Origin of the sequence: Streptomyces poonensis, from assembly GCF_014650915.1 — a bacterium.
Classification (GTDB): domain Bacteria; phylum Actinomycetota; class Actinomycetes; order Streptomycetales; family Streptomycetaceae; genus Streptomyces; species Streptomyces poonensis.
This window is the reverse complement of sequence record NZ_BMVW01000008.1, coordinates 37,389-54,611: the sequence shown is the minus strand read 5'-3', so window position 1 is coordinate 54,611 and position 17,223 is coordinate 37,389. Positions and strand designations below refer to the sequence as shown.

At 70.8% G+C, this 17,223-nt stretch carries 13 protein-coding genes and 1 pseudogene; 7 read left to right on the top strand and 7 right to left on the bottom strand.

Going from position 1 to position 17,223, the window contains the following annotated elements; genetic code table 11:
- Window positions 1-5: 5 nt before the first annotated feature.
- Window positions 6-1,508: a CoA-acylating methylmalonate-semialdehyde dehydrogenase gene (gene mmsA, locus IE242_RS20570; protein ID WP_189861399.1), complete on the bottom strand. Its 1,503-nt coding sequence runs from the start codon at window positions 1,506-1,508 to the stop codon at window positions 6-8.
- 220 nt (window positions 1,509-1,728) lie between these two features.
- Window positions 1,729-1,828, bottom strand: a pseudogene (locus IE242_RS37820) (5-deoxy-glucuronate isomerase); the annotation flags it as partial.
- A gap of 248 nt (window positions 1,829-2,076) precedes the next feature.
- On the opposite strand from IE242_RS37820, the gene IE242_RS20565 reads away from it, so the two are divergent.
- Both IE242_RS20565 and IE242_RS20560 read left to right on the top strand, forming a co-directional pair.
- Window positions 2,077-3,009: a sugar phosphate isomerase/epimerase family protein gene (locus IE242_RS20565; RefSeq protein ID WP_189861391.1), complete on the top strand. Its 933-nt coding sequence runs from the start codon at window positions 2,077-2,079 to the stop codon at window positions 3,007-3,009.
- A 252-nt stretch (window positions 3,010-3,261) separates the two neighbouring features.
- Window positions 3,262-3,459, top strand: coding sequence for a helix-turn-helix transcriptional regulator (locus IE242_RS20560; RefSeq protein ID WP_189861389.1), 198 nt, complete (start codon window positions 3,262-3,264; stop codon window positions 3,457-3,459).
- A gap of 145 nt (window positions 3,460-3,604) precedes the next feature.
- Here IE242_RS20560 and IE242_RS20555 read toward each other — a convergent pair whose 3' ends face one another.
- A complete protein-coding gene (locus IE242_RS20555; RefSeq protein WP_189861387.1) occupies window positions 3,605-4,648 on the bottom strand; it encodes a zinc-dependent alcohol dehydrogenase family protein in 1,044 nt (347 codons plus the stop codon).
- Window positions 4,649-4,870: 222 nt separating this feature from the next.
- On the opposite strand from IE242_RS20555, the gene IE242_RS20550 reads away from it, so the two are divergent.
- Both IE242_RS20550 and IE242_RS20545 read left to right on the top strand, forming a co-directional pair.
- Window positions 4,871-5,110 carry a heavy-metal-associated domain-containing protein gene (locus tag IE242_RS20550; protein ID WP_189861385.1) on the top strand — a complete coding sequence of 80 codons (240 nt, stop codon included), beginning with the start codon at window positions 4,871-4,873 and terminating at the stop codon, window positions 5,108-5,110.
- Window positions 5,111-5,228: 118 nt separating this feature from the next.
- The gene (locus IE242_RS20545) at window positions 5,229-7,526 is read left to right on the top strand and encodes a heavy metal translocating P-type ATPase (RefSeq protein WP_189861384.1); all 2,298 of its coding nucleotides are present in this window, start codon (window positions 5,229-5,231) and stop codon (window positions 7,524-7,526) included.
- A gap of 640 nt (window positions 7,527-8,166) precedes the next feature.
- Here IE242_RS20545 and IE242_RS20540 read toward each other — a convergent pair.
- Both IE242_RS20540 and recD2 read right to left on the bottom strand, forming a co-directional pair.
- Window positions 8,167-9,456 carry a citrate synthase gene (locus IE242_RS20540; protein ID WP_189861382.1) on the bottom strand — a complete coding sequence of 430 codons (1,290 nt, stop codon included), beginning with the start codon at window positions 9,454-9,456 and terminating at the stop codon, window positions 8,167-8,169.
- Between the two features lie 286 nt (window positions 9,457-9,742).
- The gene (gene recD2 / locus IE242_RS20535; RefSeq protein ID WP_189861373.1) at window positions 9,743-12,013 is read right to left on the bottom strand and encodes an SF1B family DNA helicase RecD2; all 2,271 of its coding nucleotides are present in this window, start codon (window positions 12,011-12,013) and stop codon (window positions 9,743-9,745) included.
- A gap of 198 nt (window positions 12,014-12,211) precedes the next feature.
- Between recD2 and IE242_RS20530 the strand changes: the two genes are divergently transcribed.
- Genes IE242_RS20530 through rbsD form a run of 3 tightly spaced genes read left to right on the top strand, consistent with a single transcriptional unit; the run spans window position 12,212 to window position 14,738 of the window.
- Complete coding sequence (locus IE242_RS20530) at window positions 12,212-13,408, top strand: RNA-guided endonuclease InsQ/TnpB family protein (protein WP_189861371.1); 1,197 nt, start codon at window positions 12,212-12,214, stop codon at window positions 13,406-13,408.
- Window positions 13,393-14,352, top strand: coding sequence for a ribokinase (locus IE242_RS20525; RefSeq protein WP_189861369.1), 960 nt, complete (start codon window positions 13,393-13,395; stop codon window positions 14,350-14,352). The genes IE242_RS20530 and IE242_RS20525 overlap by 16 nt, the downstream gene beginning before the upstream one ends.
- Window positions 14,349-14,738: a D-ribose pyranase gene (gene rbsD / locus IE242_RS20520; protein ID WP_189861367.1), complete on the top strand. Its 390-nt coding sequence runs from the start codon at window positions 14,349-14,351 to the stop codon at window positions 14,736-14,738. Before IE242_RS20525 ends, rbsD begins: the two co-directional genes overlap by 4 nt.
- Window positions 14,739-15,080: 342 nt before the next feature.
- On the opposite strand, the gene IE242_RS20515 is transcribed toward rbsD, so the two are convergent.
- The gene (locus tag IE242_RS20515) at window positions 15,081-15,506 is read right to left on the bottom strand and encodes a DUF6281 family protein (RefSeq protein ID WP_189861360.1); all 426 of its coding nucleotides are present in this window, start codon (window positions 15,504-15,506) and stop codon (window positions 15,081-15,083) included.
- Between the two features lie 399 nt (window positions 15,507-15,905).
- Window positions 15,906-16,976 (bottom strand): matrixin family metalloprotease, encoded by a 1,071-nt coding sequence (locus IE242_RS37815; RefSeq protein WP_229859184.1) that lies wholly within the window; start codon window positions 16,974-16,976, stop codon window positions 15,906-15,908.
- Window positions 16,977-17,223: the final 247 nt, after the last annotated feature.

Here is a 17,223-nt window from a genome sequence, read left to right as displayed (position 1 = left end):
CCGCGTCAGTGGTTGCGCGGGAAGCCCAGGTCGACGCCCGCCGGGGCCTCCGACGGGTCGGGCCAGCGGGTGGTGACGACCTTGCCGCGGGTGTAGAAGTGCGTGCCGTCGTTGCCGTAGATGTGGTGGTCGCCGAAGAGGGAGTCCTTCCAGCCGCCGAAGGAGTGGTAGCCGACGGGGACCGGGATCGGCACGTTCACGCCGACCATGCCGGCCTCCACCTCCAGCTGGAAGCGGCGGGCGGCGCCGCCGTCCCGGGTGAAGATCGCGGTGCCGTTGCCGAACGGTGAGGCGTTGATGAGGTCCACGCCCTCCTCGTACGTGTCCACGCGCAGCACGCACAGCACCGGGCCGAAGATCTCGTCCTGGTACGCCTTCGCCGTGGTGGGCACCTTGTCGAGCAGCGAGATGCCGATCCAGTGGCCGTCCTCGTAGCCCTCGACCGTGAAGCCGGTGCCGTCCAGGACGACCTCGGCGCCCTCCGCCGCCGCGCCGCTCACGTACGACGCCACCTTGTCGCGGTGGGCCGCGGTGATGAGCGGGCCCATCTCGGAGGCGGGGTCGTCGCCCGGTCCGATCCTGATCTTCTCGGCGCGCTCGCGGATCTTGGCGACCAGCTCGTCGCCGATCGAACCGACCGCGACGACCGCCGAGATCGCCATGCAGCGCTCGCCCGCCGACCCGTAGGCCGCCGACACCGCCGCGTCCGCCGCCGCGTCGAGGTCGGCGTCCGGGAGGACCAGCATGTGGTTCTTGGCGCCGCCGAGGGCCTGGACGCGCTTGCCGTTCGCGGACGCGGTGGTGTGGATGTGGCGGGCGATCGGGGTGGAGCCCACGAAGGAGACGGCCGCCACGTCCGGGTGCTCCAGCAGCCGGTCCACGGCCGCCTTGTCGCCGTGCACGACGTTGAAGACGCCGTCCGGCAGGCCCGCCTCCGCGAGGAGTTCGGCGAGGCGGACGGAGGCCGACGGGTCCTTCTCGCTCGGCTTCAGCACGAACGTGTTGCCGCACGCGATGGCGATCGGGAACATCCACATCGGCACCATGGCCGGGAAGTTGAACGGGGTGATGCCCGCGACGACACCCAGCGGCTGCCGGATCGCGGCCACGTCCACGCGGTTCGCCACCTGCGTGGACAGCTCGCCCTTCAGCTGCACGCTGATCCCGCACGCCAGGTCGACGATCTCCAGGCCGCGCGCGACCTCACCGAGCGCGTCCGAGTGGACCTTGCCGTGCTCGGCGGTGATCAGCGCGGCGATCTCGTCGCGGTGCGCGTCGAGCAGGGCGCGGAACCGGAAGAGGACCGACGTGCGCTGGGCCAGCGAGGAGGTGCGCCAGGTCCGGTACGCCTCCTTGGCCGCCGCCACGGCCGCGTCCACCTCGTCCACGGAGGCGAAGGCGACGCGGGTGGTCACCGCGCCGGTCGCCGGGTCGGTGACCGGCCCGTACGTGCCCGACGCGCCCTCGACGGCCTTGCCGCCGATCCAGTGGTTGACGGTCTTCGTCATGCCCGAGAACTCCTTCGCAGATGGCGGCGCGGGGAAAGGTGCCGGTCGTGCCGGTCGCAGCGGTGGTGCCGGTCGTGGCGGTGGTGCGGCAGCGGGCGCGCGGGCCGCGTCCCGGCCATGGGGACCATCCCACCAGGCCCGCGGGGGCGGCGCGCCCGACAGAGTGTCTGCCGTTCCCGTCCTCGCGTAGACACATGTGAGGGTGCCGGGCCCCGGCCGCCCAGGGCGTGGACCTCCGGCGCGGGGCCGCAGCGGGCGGGGAGTCGTCGCTCGCGGTTCGCTCCTGCCAGGGCGAAGCGGCCTCCCGCGCCGGAGGCGATCGATGGGCACCGTACAGGCGTGCGGGTGCCGCCGCGGGCGTACCGCGAGGGCTCGACGGTGGTCCCGGAGTCCCTCGGAGCCGTACGGCCGGCCCCGGCCGTCCCCGGCTGTCTCGTCGTCATCCCGCCCTCACAGCAGTCCCGTTCACCAACGGTCTAGCGGCACTCCGGGACCCCTGTCAACATTTTGTCCAGACATTCGGACCACCTCTTGACACCCTTCCCCGGGCGCCCGCACGCTGGCGCCCATGACGTCGTTGTCGCCTCAGCCCTCGTCAACTCCCCCCTCCCTCTCCCGCATCCGGATCGGGTCGGCGCCCGACTCCTGGGGCGTGTGGTTCCCCGACGATTCGCGGCAGGTCCCCTGGCAGCGCTTCCTCGACGAGGTCGCCGCGTCCGGTTACGAGTGGATCGAACTGGGCCCGTACGGCTATCTGCCCTCCGACCCGGCCGTGCTGGCCGAGGAGACGGCGCGGCGCGGTCTGAAGGTCTCGGCGGGCACCGTCTTCACCGGCCTGCACCACGGCCCGGACGTCTGGGACGAGACCTGGGCGCACGTCGCCGACATCGCCGCGCTCACCCAGGCGATGGGCGCCTCCCACCTCGTCGTCATCCCCTCCTTCTGGCGGGACGACAAGACGGGCGACGTCCTGGAGCCCGACACGCTGACGGCCGCCCAGTGGCGGCACCTCACCGGACTGACCGAGCGGCTGGGCCACGAGGTGCGCGAGCGGTACGGACTGCGGATCGTCGTCCATCCGCACGCGGACACCCACATCGACAGCGAGGAGAACGTCGTCCGCTTCCTGGACGGCACCGACTCCGACCTCGTCTCCCTGTGCCTGGACACCGGCCACTACGCGTACTGCGGCGGCGACAGCGTCAAGCTGATCGAGACGTACGGGGAACGCATCGGCTACCTCCACCTCAAGCAGGTGGACCCGGAGATCCTCGCGGAGGTACGGGCCGACGGGACCCCCTTCGGGCCCGCGGTGGCCCAGGGCGTGATGTGCGAACCGCCCGCCGGCGTCCCGGCGCTGGAGCCCGTACTGGCGGCCGCGCAGCAGCTGGACGTCGACCTGTTCGCGATCGTCGAGCAGGACATGTACCCGTGCGAGCCGGACAGGCCGCTGCCGATCGCGCAGCGCACCCGGGCGTTCCTGAGGTCGTGCGGGGCGTAGCCACTCCGCGCGTCAATCACCCCCGTCCACACGTCACCCGCACCCATTCACCCCCTGTGTCACAAAGAGCACTCCTTCGTCACGCATGTCACGTCTGAGTGGCTCTTGGGTCACATCCGCTCCACAGCGGATTTCCCATGGTCACCGTGGGCCGTTGAGGGGAACAGCCTTTGTGATCGCCGACGCAGCGCCCCGGCTCCCCCGACGGCCGGCCCCGGCCGCCACCGCGGCGCGCGCGAGGAGGTGCCACTGATGACCAACAGTCTCTGGTCCTACAAGGAGATCGCCGCCCACATCCGGGTACAGACCGACACCGTGCGCTCCTATCGCAAGCACGGGCTCCTGCCCCCGCCCGACCACGTGGAGGGAGGCAGACCCTTCTGGTACGCGGACACCGTCCGGGCCTGGGTCGCCTCCCGCCCCGGGAACCGCGGGCGCAGAACCGATTGACCTGACCGGCGGCCGACGGCACGGGGACGGGACCCGTGCCGTCGGCCGTTGGCCGTCGGCTGTTGGCCGTCGGCTGTTGGCCGTTGGCCGTTGGCCGTTGGCCGTTGGCACACCATCGGCCGGTCACCTCGCCGAGGGCGACCGGTCAGCCCCACGGTTCGATGACCGTGACGCCCGCCCCGGGTGCCGTTCCCATCGCCTCCAGCGCGGCCGGGACCGCGTCCAGGCCGATGGTGGAGGTGACCAGGAGGTCGGGGCGCAGCACGCCGGTCCGTACCAGTTCCAGCATCGGCGGGTAGGCGTGGGCCGCCATGCCGTGGCTGCCCAGGAGTTCGAGTTCCAGGGCTATGGCGCGGGCCATGGGCACGGGGGTGGTGCCCGTCTCCGACGGCAGCAGGCCGACCTGGACGTGGCGGCCCCGGCGGCGCAGGCCGTTCACCGAGGCCGCGCAGGTGACGGGCGAGCCGAGCGCGTCCAGGGAGAGTTGGGCGCCGCCGCCCGTCAGGTCCCGTACGGCCGCGGCCGTGTCCGGTACGCGCGAGGCGTCCACGCACTCGGCCGCCCCGAAGGTCCGCGCCAGCTCCAGGGCGCGGGGCGAGACGTCGACCGCGACGACACGCGCGCCCGAGGCAGCCGCGATCATCACCGCGGACAGCCCGACCCCGCCACAGCCGTGCACGGCCACCCACTCCCCGGCCGCCACCCGCCCCTGCGTCACCACCGCGCGGAACGCCGTGGCGAACCGGCAGCCCAGCGAGGCCGCCGTGCCGTACGACAGCTCGTCCGGCACGGCCACCAGGTTCACGTCGGCGTGCTCCAGGGCGACGTACTCGGCGAACGACCCCCAGTGCGTGAACCCGGGCTGCGTCTGCCGCTCGCACACCTGCTGGTCGCCCGCCGCGCAGGAGGGGCAGGTGCCGCAGGCGCAGACGAAGGGCACCGTGACCCGGTCGCCGGGCCGCCAGCGCTCCACCCGGTCCCCCACCGCGGCCACCACTCCGGCCAGTTCGTGCCCGGGCACGTGCGGCAGCGTAACGTCCGGGTCGTGCCCCTGCCAGGCGTGCCAGTCGCTGCGGCACAGCCCCGTGGCCTCGACGCGCACCACGACGCCGTGCTCCGGGGGCGCCGGGTCGGCGACCTCCCGCACCTCGGCCGGCTCCCCGAACCGTTCGAACACCACCGCGCGCATTCGCCCTCGCCCTCGCCTTCCTCACGGATCCGGTGATCGCTTCGATCGCCACGATCGCCACGGTGGTCACCGTGGCCACCGTGGCGGACACCCTCCATGGGCCCTTCCTTGGCTTATACCCCCTAGGGGTATAGTCTGGAGATGTTGGAGGGGAACCCGGTTACCCCAGGGCCTCTCCCGCCCACACACCACCACACCCACGCCCTCCACGAGGAGAACGCCATGACCGGCCAGACCGACACCCCGGGCACCGTCACGACCGTCTACAAGGTGACCGGCATGACCTGCGGGCACTGCGAAGGAGCGGTGTCCGGTGAGATCTCCGAGCTCCCCGGCGTCAGCTCCGTGAAGGCCGTCGCCGCGACCGGCGAGGTCACCGTGGTCTCCGCCGCGGCCCTCGACGAGGAGGCCGTGCGCGCCGCCGTCGACGAGGCCGGCTACGAGCTCGTCGGCAGGGCCTGAGCGCCCGGCCGTCCGCCACGCCACCCGCACACGGGCCGTACGGGACCGGCCGGCCTCACCGCCGGTCCCGTACGGCCCGGCCCGTTCCCCAGGAGTACCGGAGCACCGGAGCAGCGATATGACCAGCCCTCTCACGGAGGCGCCCGCGGACGGGCCCCGCCATCAGGTCGAACTGACGATCGGCGGGATGACCTGCGCCTCCTGCGCGGCCCGCGTCGAGAAGAAGCTCAACCGCATGGACGGCGTCACCGCCACCGTCAACTACGCGACGGAGAAGGCCCGGGTCACGTACCCGGAGGGCGTCCAGGTCGCCGATCTGATCGCCACCGTGGTGAAGACCGGCTACACCGCCGAGGAACCTCCGCCGCCGGCTCCCCCGGCCCCGGAGGACGGCGCGCCCGCCACCACGGAGGACCCCGAGCTCGCCGCCCTGCGCGAGCGCCTCACGGTCTCCGCGCTCCTCTCGGTGCCGGTGGTCCTGCTCTCGATGGTCCCGGCCCTCCAGTTCGACAACTGGCAGTGGCTGTCGCTGACCCTCGCCGCGCCCGTCGTGGTGTGGGGCGGGTTCCCGTTCCACCGGGCCGCGTTCACCAATGTCCGGCACGGCGCCGCCACCATGGACACCCTGGTCTCGGTCGGCACGCTCGCCGCCTTCGGCTGGTCCCTGTGGGCGCTGTTCCTCGGCCACGCGGGCATGCCGGGCATGCGGCACGGCTTCGACCTCACCGTCTCGCGCACCGACGCCTCGTCGACCATCTACCTGGAGGTGGCCGCCGGGGTCGTCACCTTCATCCTCCTGGGCCGCTATCTGGAGGCCCGCTCCAAACGCCGCGCGGGTACGGCCCTCAGAGCGCTCCTCGAACTCGGCGCCAAGGACGTGGCCGTCCTGCGGGACGGGGACACGGGCGTCCGTGAGGTCCGTGTCCCGGTGGCGCAGCTGACTGTCGGCGACCGGTTCGTCGTACGGCCCGGCGAGAAGATCGCCACCGACGGCGTCGTCGTCGAGGGCTCCTCGGCCGTGGACGCGTCCATGCTGACCGGCGAGTCCGTGCCGGTCGACGTGACGGCCGGGGACACGGTCACGGGCGCCACCGTCAACGCGGGCGGCCGGCTCGTCGTCGAGGCCACCCGGATCGGCGCGGACACTCAGCTCGCGCGCATGGCCCGGCTGGTCGAGGAGGCGCAGAACGGCAAGGCCGAGGTGCAGCGGCTGGCCGACCGGGTCTCGGCCGTCTTCGTCCCGGTCGTCATGCTGATCGCCGTCGGCACGTTCGGCGGCCGGCTCGGTGTCACCGGGGACCTCGCCGCCGCCTTCACCGCGGCCGTCGCGGTCCTGATCATCGCCTGCCCGTGCGCGCTGGGCCTCGCCACACCGACCGCGCTGATGGTCGGCACGGGCCGCGGCGCCCAGCTCGGCATCCTCATCAAGGGCCCCGAGGTCCTGGAGTCCACCCGCCGCGTCGACACGGTCGTCCTGGACAAGACCGGCACGGTCACCACCGGCCGGATGACCCTCCAGGAGGTGTACGTCGCTCAGGACGCCGAGGACGCCAAGGGCTCCGGCGGCTCAGCAGGCTTCGACGAGAAGGACGTACTGCGCCTCGCGGGCGCCCTGGAGCACGCCTCCGAGCACCCGATCGCCCGGGCCGTCGCGGCGGGCGCGGAGGAGCGCACGGGTGCCCTGCCTCCGGTCGAGGGGTTCGAGAACGTGCCCGGGCGCGGCGTACGGGGCAGGGTCGGGGGCCGCGAGGTGATGGTGGGCCGGCTCGCCCCCGCACCGCTCCCCGCGGCGCTCGCACGGGCCGAGGAGGCCGCCGCGGCGGCGGGCCGTACGGCCGTCGTCGTCACCGTCGACGGGACCGCGGCCGGCGTCCTCACCGTCGCCGACTCGGTCAAGGAGACCAGCGCGGAGGCCGTACGGCGGCTGCGCGCCCTGGGGCTCACCCCGGTGCTGCTGACCGGGGACGACGAGCGGGTGGCCCGTGCGGTGGCCGATGCCGTCGGGATCGACGAGGTGATCGCCGAGGTGCTGCCGGAGGACAAGGTGGCCGTGGTCCGCCGGCTCCAGGGCGAGGGCCGCCGCGTGGCCATGGTCGGGGACGGGGTCAACGACGCCGCCGCGCTGGCCGCAGCCGACCTGGGGCTCGCCATGGGCACGGGCACCGACGCGGCGATCGAGGCGAGCGACCTGACGCTCGTGCGCGGCGATCTCAGGGTGGCCGCCGACGCGATCCGGCTGTCCCGCAGAACGCTCTCCACCATCAAGGGAAATCTGGTCTGGGCCTTCGGGTACAACGTGGCGGCGCTGCCGCTCGCCGCCGCCGGACTGCTGAACCCGATGATCGCGGGAGCGGCCATGGCCTTTTCGTCCGTATTCGTGGTGACGAACAGCCTGCGTCTGAGGGCATTCTCATGACGGCGGCGCAGGAGTCCCTCTGGAGTCCAACGGCAGCCTCACATAAGCTCTTCACAAGGCTCGCGCACCATCCTTACGCTGGGCCCTCGATCAACGTATCGGGGCTCTTGCGCACCTTCAGGACATATGCAAGAGACACAGATCACAGTGGCGTGAACGTAACCAGCGAAGGGGTTCGTGAGTCTAAGTTGGCGATGTCAGAAGCGTCTTGGGGGGCGTGACTGACATCTGGGGATGTCTTGGGGGACGTTCCCGGAGATTGCGTTGCCGGGGCACGTGCACCGGGGAGCTTTGAGCGGCCCTCCCGTCCGTACGTACCCCGGCAGACCGCAGCAGGGCGGGACAGGGGGTCCCATCCGATCTGCGACCAGCTCAGCGATTCAGGCGCTGGCCCACCAGACGCCCGGCCGGATCCCGTGGGGGGAATCCGCACCGGGACATGGGAAGGCGCCCTGCTCGCCGGCCCGTGGGGGGACCGGCGTGGCAGGGCGCCTTCTGTATTTTTTGTGGCTTACTCGCCTCCGGGGTGGCCCTGAGGGAACCCTCGGTCGGACATTTTGCGTCAGTTACCCGATCGCTGGGCGAACGCGACAGGGGCCGGTGTCATACACCGGCCCCTGCATACGCGAGAAGAAAAGCGTCAGCGCTCCTCGACCGGGACGAAGTCCCGCTCCACCACGCCCGTGTAGATCTGGCGCGGGCGGCCGATACGGGAGCCCGGCTCCTTGATCATCTCGTGCCACTGGGCGATCCAGCCCGGCAGGCGGCCGAGGGCGAAGAGGACCGTGAACATCTCGGTCGGGAAGCCCATGGCGCGGTAGATCAGGCCGGTGTAGAAGTCGACGTTCGGGTAGAGCTTGCGCTCGACGAAGTAGTCGTCGGAGAGCGCGTGCTCCTCCAGCTTCAGGGCGATGTCGAGGAGCTCGTCCGACTTGCCGAGGGCGGAGAGCACATCGTGCGCGGCGGCCTTGATGATCTTGGCGCGCGGGTCGAAGTTCTTGTAGACCCGGTGGCCGAAGCCCATCAGGCGGACGCCGTCCTCCTTGTTCTTCACCTTGCGGATGAAGGTGTCGACGTCGTTGCCGGAGTCGCGGATGCCCTCGAGCATCTCCAGCACCGACTGGTTGGCGCCGCCGTGCAGCGGGCCCCAGAGGGCGGAGATACCGGCCGAGATCGACGCGAACATGTTCGCCTGGGAGGAGCCGACCAGGCGGACCGTGGAGGTCGAGCAGTTCTGCTCGTGGTCCGCGTGCAGGATCAGCAGCTTGTCCAGGGCGGCGACGACCACCGGGTCGAGCTCGTAGTCCTGCGCGGGCACCGAGAAGGTCATGCGCAGGAAGTTCTCGACGTAGCCGAGGTCGTTGCGCGGGTAGACGAAGGGGTGGCCGACCGACTTCTTGTACGCGTACGCCGCGATCGTCGGAAGCTTGGCGAGCAGCCGGATCGTCGAGAGGTGGCGCTGCTTCTCGTCGAACGGGTTGTGGCTGTCCTGGTAGAACGTCGACAGGGCGCTGACCACGGACGACAGCATGGCCATCGGGTGGGCGTCGCGCGGGAAGCCGCGGTAGAAGTTCTTGACGTCCTCGTGCAGCAGCGTGTGCTGCGTGATGTCGCTCTTGAAGGCGGTCAGCTGGTCGACCGTCGGCAGCTCGCCGTTGATCAGCAGGTAGGCGACCTCCAGGAAGGTGGAGCGCTCGGCCAGCTGCTCGATCGGGTAGCCGCGGTACCGGAGGATGCCCTGCTCACCGTCGAGGTAGGTGATGGCGGATTTATAGGCGGCGGTGTTCCCGTAACCGCTGTCCAGGGTCACCAGACCGGTCTGGGCGCGGAGCTTCCCGATGTCGAAGCCCTTGTCACCGACGGTGCTGTCGATCACCGGGTAGGTGTACTCGCCGTCGCCGTACCGCAGTACTACAGAGTTGTCGCTCACGTCTTCCCTCACCGACATAGTGCCTCATCTTCGAGGTGCCCTGACTGTCTCTACCATCCCCCATTTGGCTCAGGAGAGTGCACTCGGGGTCGACCATTGGGCTCTTCGGCGGCACTCAGTGCCGCCAACTTGCCCATCCTGCCCCCTGCACCCCGCCGCGCGTAAGTGCTGTGTGACGTTTCCGACTCGTTTGATCGATCATTTTTCGCGCAACCTCGTGCGGGCGCCTCACCGCGACCGCCTCGGAGCGGTTTCCGGCCGAGTACCCGCGTCCGCGCCGCCCGTCTCAGCCGTCGAGCGGGCGGGGTGCGAGCCGGAAGTCGAGGGCCGTGCACCGCCGCCCGGCCGACACCGTGCGGACCGCCTGGCCGATCGCCTTCCGGGAGCCGACCAGGACGACGAGCTTCTTGGCCCGGGTCACCGCCGTGTAGAGCAGATTGCGCTGGAGCATCATCCACGCGCCCGTGGTGACCGGGACGACCACCGCCGGGTACTCGCTGCCCTGGGAGCGGTGGATGGTGACCGCGTACGCGTGCGCCAGCTCGTCCAGCTCGTCGAAGTCGTACGGCACCTCCTCGTCCTCGTCGGTCAGGACGGTGAGGCGCTGGTCGACCGGGTCGAGGGCGGTGACGACGCCGACGGTGCCGTTGAAGACGCCGTTCTCCCCCTTCTCGTAGTTGTTGCGGATCTGAGTGACCTTGTCGCCGACGCGGAAGACCCGGCCGCCGAACCGCTTCTCGGCGAGGTCCGGGCGGGCCGGGGTGATCGCCTGCTGGAGCAGGCCGTTGAGGGTGCCCGCGCCCGCGGGGCCCCGGTGCATGGGCGCCAGTACCTGGACGTCGCGGCGCGGGTCCAGGCCGAACTTCGCCGGGATCCGGCGGGCCGCCACGTCCACGGTGAGCTGGCCGGCCTCCTCCGTCTCGTCCTCCACGAAGAGGAAGAAGTCCTTCATGCCGTCGGTGACCGGGTGCTGCCCGGAGTTGATCCGGTGGGCGTTGGTGACCACCCCTGACTGCTGGGCCTGGCGGAACACGCGGGTGAGGCGGACTGCCGGGACCGGGCTGCCGTCGGCCAGCAGGTCGCGCAGCACCTCGCCGGCGCCGACGCTCGGCAGCTGGTCCACGTCGCCCACGAAGAGGAGGTGGGCACCCGGGGGCACCGCCTTGGCCAGCTTGTTGGCGAGGAGGAGGTCGAGCATGGACGCCTCGTCGACGACCACGAGGTCCGCGTCCAGGGGGCGGTCGCGGTCGTACGCCGCGTCGCCGCCCGGCTTGAGCTCCAGGAGGCGGTGGACGGTGGAGGCCTCGGCGCCCGTGAGCTCGGCGAGGCGCTTGGCGGCCCGGCCCGTGGGCGCGGCCAGCACCACCTTCGCCTTCTTCGCGCGGGCCAGCTCCACGATCGAGCGGACCGTGAAGGACTTGCCGCAACCGGGGCCGCCGGTGAGCACGGCGACCTTCTCGGTGAGCGCGAGCCGCACGGCCGCCTCCTGCTCGGGCGCCAGCTCCACGCCCGTACGCCCCTTCAGCCAGCCGAGCGCCTTGTCCCAGACGACGTCACGGAAGGCGGGCATGCGGTTCTCGTCGGTGCGCAGGAGGCGCAGCAGCTGGGCGGAGAGGGAGAGTTCGGCCCGGTGGAAGGGGACCAGGTAGACGGCCGTCACCGGGTCGCCGCCGTCGGGGCCGGGGACCTTCTCGCGGACGACGCCCGGGTCCTCGCCCTCCTCCGGGGGTGCGGCGAGTTCAGCGAGGCATTCGATGACCAGGCCCGTGTCCACCTGGAGCAGCTTCACGGCGTCGGCGATGAGCCGCTCCTCCGGGAGGTAGCAGTGGCCCTGGTCCGTGGACTGGGAGAGGGCGTACTGGAGCCCCGCCTTGACGCGCTCCGGGCTGTCGTGCGGGATACCGACGGACTGGGCGATCTTGTCGGCGGTGAGGAAGCCGATGCCCCAGACGTCGGCCGCGAGGCGGTACGGCTGGTTCTTGACCACCGAGATCGAGGCGTCGCCGTACTTCTTGTAGATGCGCACGGCGATGGAGGTGGAGACCTCGACGGTCTGGAGGAAGAGCATGACCTCCTTGATCGCCTTCTGTTCCTCCCAGGCGTCGGCGATCTTCTTGGTGCGCTTGGGGCCGAGGCCGGGCACCTCGATGAGCCGCTTCGGCTCCTCCTCGATGATCTGGAGCGTGTCCAGGCCGAAGTGCCGGGTGATGCGGTCGGCGAAGACCGGGCCGATGCCCTTGACCAGGCCGGAGCCCAGATAGCGGCGGATGCCCTGGACCGTGGCCGGGAGGACGGTGGTGTAGTTCTCCACCGTGAACTGCTTGCCGTACTGCGGGTGGGAGCCCCAGCGGCCCTCCATGCGCAGGGACTCGCCGACCTGGGCGCCGAGGAGCGCGCCGACGACCGTGAGGAGGTCGCCGGCGCCGCGGCCGGTGTCGACGCGGGCGACCGTGTAGCCGTTCTCCTCGTTGGCGTACGTGATGCGTTCCAGGACGCCTTCGAGGACGGCCAGGTGCCGCGTCCCGTTCCCGGCTCCGTTTCCGGCCTGATTGGACATGATCCGACGCTACCGCCCGGGTACGACATCGGGAGAAGACTGCGGACAACGGTCGCAGTCGGCAGACGGTCGTCATCGGCAATCCCTGAGGACTACTGCGGAGCGGGGCGGATAAAGCCGGATTGCCGCCAGGGTGATCCGGCAACACTCCCGACAATACGCCGGACGGTCACAAGCCAACGTGGTAGTTTGTGAGTCGTGCCAACCTATGAGAAGCGGGCTTTCAAGTACCGCTTCTATCCGACCGATGCGCAGGCAGCGGAGCTGTCGCGCACCTTCGGATGCGTGCGCAAGGTCTACAACCTGGCACTCGCCGCCCGCACGGAGGCATGGGTGCTGAGGGCTGAGCGGGTCAACTACAACGCCACGTCGGCGATGCTCACGGCGTGGAAGAAGACCGAGGAGCTCGCCTACCTCAATGACGTTTCCTCCGTCCCGCTCCAGCAGGCCCTGCGCCACCTGCAGACGGCGTTCACGAACTTCTTCGCCAAGCGGGCGAAGTACCCGCGCTTCAAGTCCCTGAAGAAGTCGCGGAAGTCCGCGGAGTACACCAGCAGCGCGTTCCGGTTCCGAGACGGGAAGCTGACGCTGGCAAAGATGACCGAGCCCCTCGCCGTCGTGTGGTCGCGCCCTCTGCCAGAGGGCGCGCAGCCGTCCACGGTGACCGTGTCCCAGGACGCGGCCGGACGCTGGTACGTGTCCCTGCTGGTGGAGGACCCCGCCGTCCAGCCGCTGCCGGCCGTCGGTACGGCGGTCGGGGTGGACGTCGGCCTGGACCACCTGCTGACCCTGTCGACCGGCGAGAAGATCGCTAATCCGAGGTATGAGCGGCGCGACCGTGCCCGGTTGGCCAAGGCCCAGCGGGAGCTGTCCCGCAAGGCCGAAGGCGACGGCACCAACCGAGGCAAGGCCCGCAAGAAGGTCGCCCGTATCCATGCCCGTATCGCCGACCGACGCAGCGACACCCTGCACAAGCTCACCACTCGGCTCGTTCGTGAAAACCAAACGATCGTGATCGAAGACCTCACCGTTCGCAACATGCTGAGGAACGGCAAGCTCGCCCGCGCCATCTCCGACGCGGCGTGGAGCGAGTTCCGCGGCCAACTGGAGTACAAGGCCCGGTGGTACGGCCGCGAAGTGATCGCGGTCGACCGCTGGTTCCCCTCCTCCAAGCTGTGCTCCAGCTGCGGCGTCATGCGGGACAAGATGCCGCTCAACGTCCGTACCTGGACGTGCGCCTGCGGCACGACCCACGACCGCGACGTGAACGCGGCGCAGAACCTTCTGGCCGCCGGGCTGGCGGTGTCGGCCTGTGGAGCCGGTGTAAGACCTCAACGGAGATCTCCGGGCGGGCAGTCGGCGACGAAGCAGGAAAACCCATGGCGCGAGCTGTAGGAATCTCCCTCATTCAGGAGGGGGAAGAGGTCAAGTACGACTACGACCTGCTGGTCGTGGGCTCGGCCAACGCCGACCTGGTGATCGGGGTCGAACAGCGGCCCGCGGCCGGAGAGACCGTGCTCGGCTCCGACCTGGCCGTCCACCCGGGCGGCAAGGGCGCCAACCAGGCGGTGGCCGCCGCCCGCCTCGGGGCCCGTACGGCCCTGCTGGCCCGGGTCGGCGACGACGCGCACGGGCGGCTGCTGCTCGACTCGCAGCGGGACGCGGGCGTCGACACGGCCGGCGTACTGGTCGGCGGGGCGCCCACCGGGGTCGCGCTGATCACGGTCGACCCGTCCGGGGACAACAGCATCGTGGTGTCGCTGGGCGCCAACGCCCGCCTCGCCCCGGAGGACGTCCGGGCGGCGGCCGGCCTGCTGGGCGCCTCCCGGGTGGTCTCGACCCAGCTGGAGATCCCGCTGGAGTCGGTCGTGGAGGTGGCGAAGGTCGTACGGGACCTGCCGGAGGGCACGACGCGGCTCGTGCTCAACCCCTCGCCGCCGCAGCCCCTGCCCGAGGAGGTCCTCGCGGCCTGCGACCCGCTGATCGTCAACGAGCACGAGGCGCGGGTGATCGCGGGCGATGACCTCGGGGACTCCCCGGAGGACTGGGCGCGGGCGCTGCTCGCGCTGGGCCCCCGCTCCGTGGTGGTCACCCTGGGCGCGGAGGGCGCGCTGGTGGCGTCGGCCGAGGGCTCCGTGCGGGTGCCGGCGGTCAAGGTGGAGGCCGTGGACACGACCGGCGCCGGGGACGCGTTCACCGCGGCGCTGGCGTGGAAGCTGGGTCAGGGCGAGTCACCTGCCGACGCCGCCGCGTACGCCGCCCGAGTCGGGGCCGTTGCCGTCACCCGGGCCGGCGCCCAGGCGTCGTTCCCCACCGCCGAGGAGGTCGCCGCGCTGTGAAGAGGACCGGAATCCTGAACCGCCACCTGTCCGGCGCCCTCGCCGAACTCGGCCACGGCCACGAGGTGCTGGTCTGCGACGCGGGCATGCCGATACCGGTGGGCCCCCGCGTGGTCGACCTCGCCTTCCGGGCCGGGGTGCCGTCCTTCGCCGAGGTGCTGGACGGGCTGCTCGACGAGCTGGTGGTCGAGGGCGCGACCGGCGCGCACGAGGTCCGGGACGCGAACCCGGAGGCGGCGGCCCTGCTGGAGGCCCGCCTGCCCGCGCTGGAGTTCGTCCCCCACGAGCGCCTCAAGGAAATGTCGGCGGGCGCGCGGCTCGTCGTACGCACCGGGGAGGCACGGCCGTACGCGAACGTGCTGCTGCGGTGCGGGGTGTTCTTTTAGACCTGCGCTGCCGTACGGCGTCAAGGGGCCCGGTCCGTGACCGGGCCCCTCGGCCTCTCCCCCACCGGAACCGCAGCGATCCCCCCAGATCCCCCCGTCAGAGCGGTCCCGATGCCCAGTACGACCCGCGAGGTGCCGCGAGGGTTGCACGGGTCGCCGAAGATTTCCTTGGGCCTGTTGCCGCCTGGGCCACGCGGGCGTGTGTCCGGACGGTGTGTCCGGACGGTGTGTCCGGACGGTGAAGAACAGGGCTCGGGACGGCTTCATCTCGTACGGGCGCCCGGACTGAGCCCCGGCCACCGCCCGCGAGCACTCCCGCGGGCGGTGGTGCCGACCGGGGCCTCAGGAGCCGTCGAGCAGTTCCTTGACCTCGGGGGGCAGACCCCCGTCCGCGTCGAGAGCGAAGAGGGACGCCTTCTCGGGTGTGTCCCCGACCGCGATGGCGACGTCGGTGTCGAGCCCTTCGACCGCGTAAGCGGTGGACTTGTCGGCCGGGGCGGGCTCGTCCTCCCCGTCGCTCGGCGTGTCGTCGCAGGACGGCTTGCCGACCGTGCCGAGCTTCTCGCCGACCTGGAAGTCAACGTTGCTGATGCTCCGGTAGTTGTGGCCCTCATACGTCCACCGGACCGCGCAGGACCCAGCCGCGTCGCCACCGCCGTCCCCGCTGCTGCCCGAGGACGTACAGCCGGCCGCCCCCACCATGGCGACGGCCGACACCAGCAGTATCCGTACGACTCCGGCCCGGCCGACCGGGAAAGCGACCCTCATCGGTTGGATCCCTATCTCTCGAAAACGTTCCGGAGCGTTCTTGCACACCCCGGTCGGTGAATGCCCGGAGACCGGGAACACCGCCCTCGCCGAACACCCTGGCCCGGACGTGTCCGACCTCAGGACTACGACGGAGCGGATGCCGTTTTCGTTCGCACGGGTGTCGGTGAACACGGTCCGGGCGGCCGGCCTCGACACGTCGGGCCCCCTTCACGGGAAGGGGGGCCCGACGCACATACGTCCGGAGCCGGTCGTGGAGGTCATGCGGGTCCTGCGGACTCCCTGGCGGGCGGCACGCGATCCGTGCTCAGCCCCTCGCCGCCGCGCCCTCTACCGGCCGCGTACGCCCTGCGTGTCCCTACCGGAGACGTTCTGGGGATGCTGCCGCGCAGCCCCGGTTCAGTAGATGCTCCGAAGACCGAGGACATCGCCCTTGCCGAGCGTCCTGGCCTTGGTCGCGCACGGATCCGAGTCCGTGAACATGGTCAGGTTGTCATGCCCCGACCCGACGTGCCCCATCCCGAAGACGTGTCCGGCCTCGTGCGTAGCGACGGAGCGGATGTCGTACTTGTACGAGCAGCTGGACGTCGGCTTGTTCGTGAAGTCGTAGTCCGTCGTGTTGAAGCGGACGTCGGCTTCCCGCAGGTCGTTCTTGACGCCCGGCGTGGGCCACGACCACCAGCAGGCGTAGGCGACGAAGCCGGACAGGTCCCCGGCGTCCCAGGTGCTCTTGCCGTCGCGGTCCGTGCACGCGTTGCTCTTGCTGATGTCCGCCTCGTAGGTCGTGGTGCCCTTGTAGCTGGCCGAGGCGTCGACCTGGTCCGTGTAGCCGCAGTTGTTGTAGCTGCCGGTGATGTTGTTGATGGCGTCGGCGAAGGCGTCCTTCGCGGCCGACCTCGACAGGCCGCCGGGCATGCCGCCGTCGCCGATGTACCAGTTGTAGGTGCCGTATTCCTTGAGGTCGTTGGTCTTGTACGCCCCGTCGCTGCACGCCCCCGCGGCGGACGCGTCGTCGAGGTCCTCGACCAGCGCGTCGTCGGGCAGGGCCGTGTCCAGCGCGTCCGCGTTGTCGTCCTCCGCCTCCTCCGTGACGTCGTCGGCCGTCTCCACCACGTCGCTCAGGTCGTCGGGTATGTCGACACCGTCGACGGACATGTCGACCGGCGGATCGGACAGGTCGTCGTCGTTGGTGTACGAGATGGTGCCGTCATCGGCGACCTCCAGCGAGAACCCGTGCACCTCACCGTCGGGCGTGAGGCCCTCGGCTCCGACGGCCGTACCGGGCCGCGGCACCGTGAGGGCGGCGCCCTCGTGGGCGACGACGCGCCCGACCGCGTCACACTCGATCACGGACGACCCTTCAGGCAGGTCCTCCATGCTCAGGACGCCCTTCTCCAGGACGCAGTCCTCCGGAGCCCCGACGGCCTGCGCACCGCCGGACAGCGCCGACAGCGACGCGAAGAGCGCCAAGGCCGCGACCGTCCCGACCGTGCCTCTTCGTATCCGCTCAGCCACTTCCCACCCCTGTTCTTCACCGTCCGGACACACCGTCCGACGGAAATCAACAAAGCCGGTCGAGAGTAGCTTTGCTTTTGTTCGACAACTACCGTCTTTCAGACGAAGATCACGCACTTCGTTGACCGGATTAACGCTTGTGCGGATCCGGTTGCTTAGTCGTGCGTCGACAAGATGTGCGTCGGGCCCCTTCCCGCGCGGG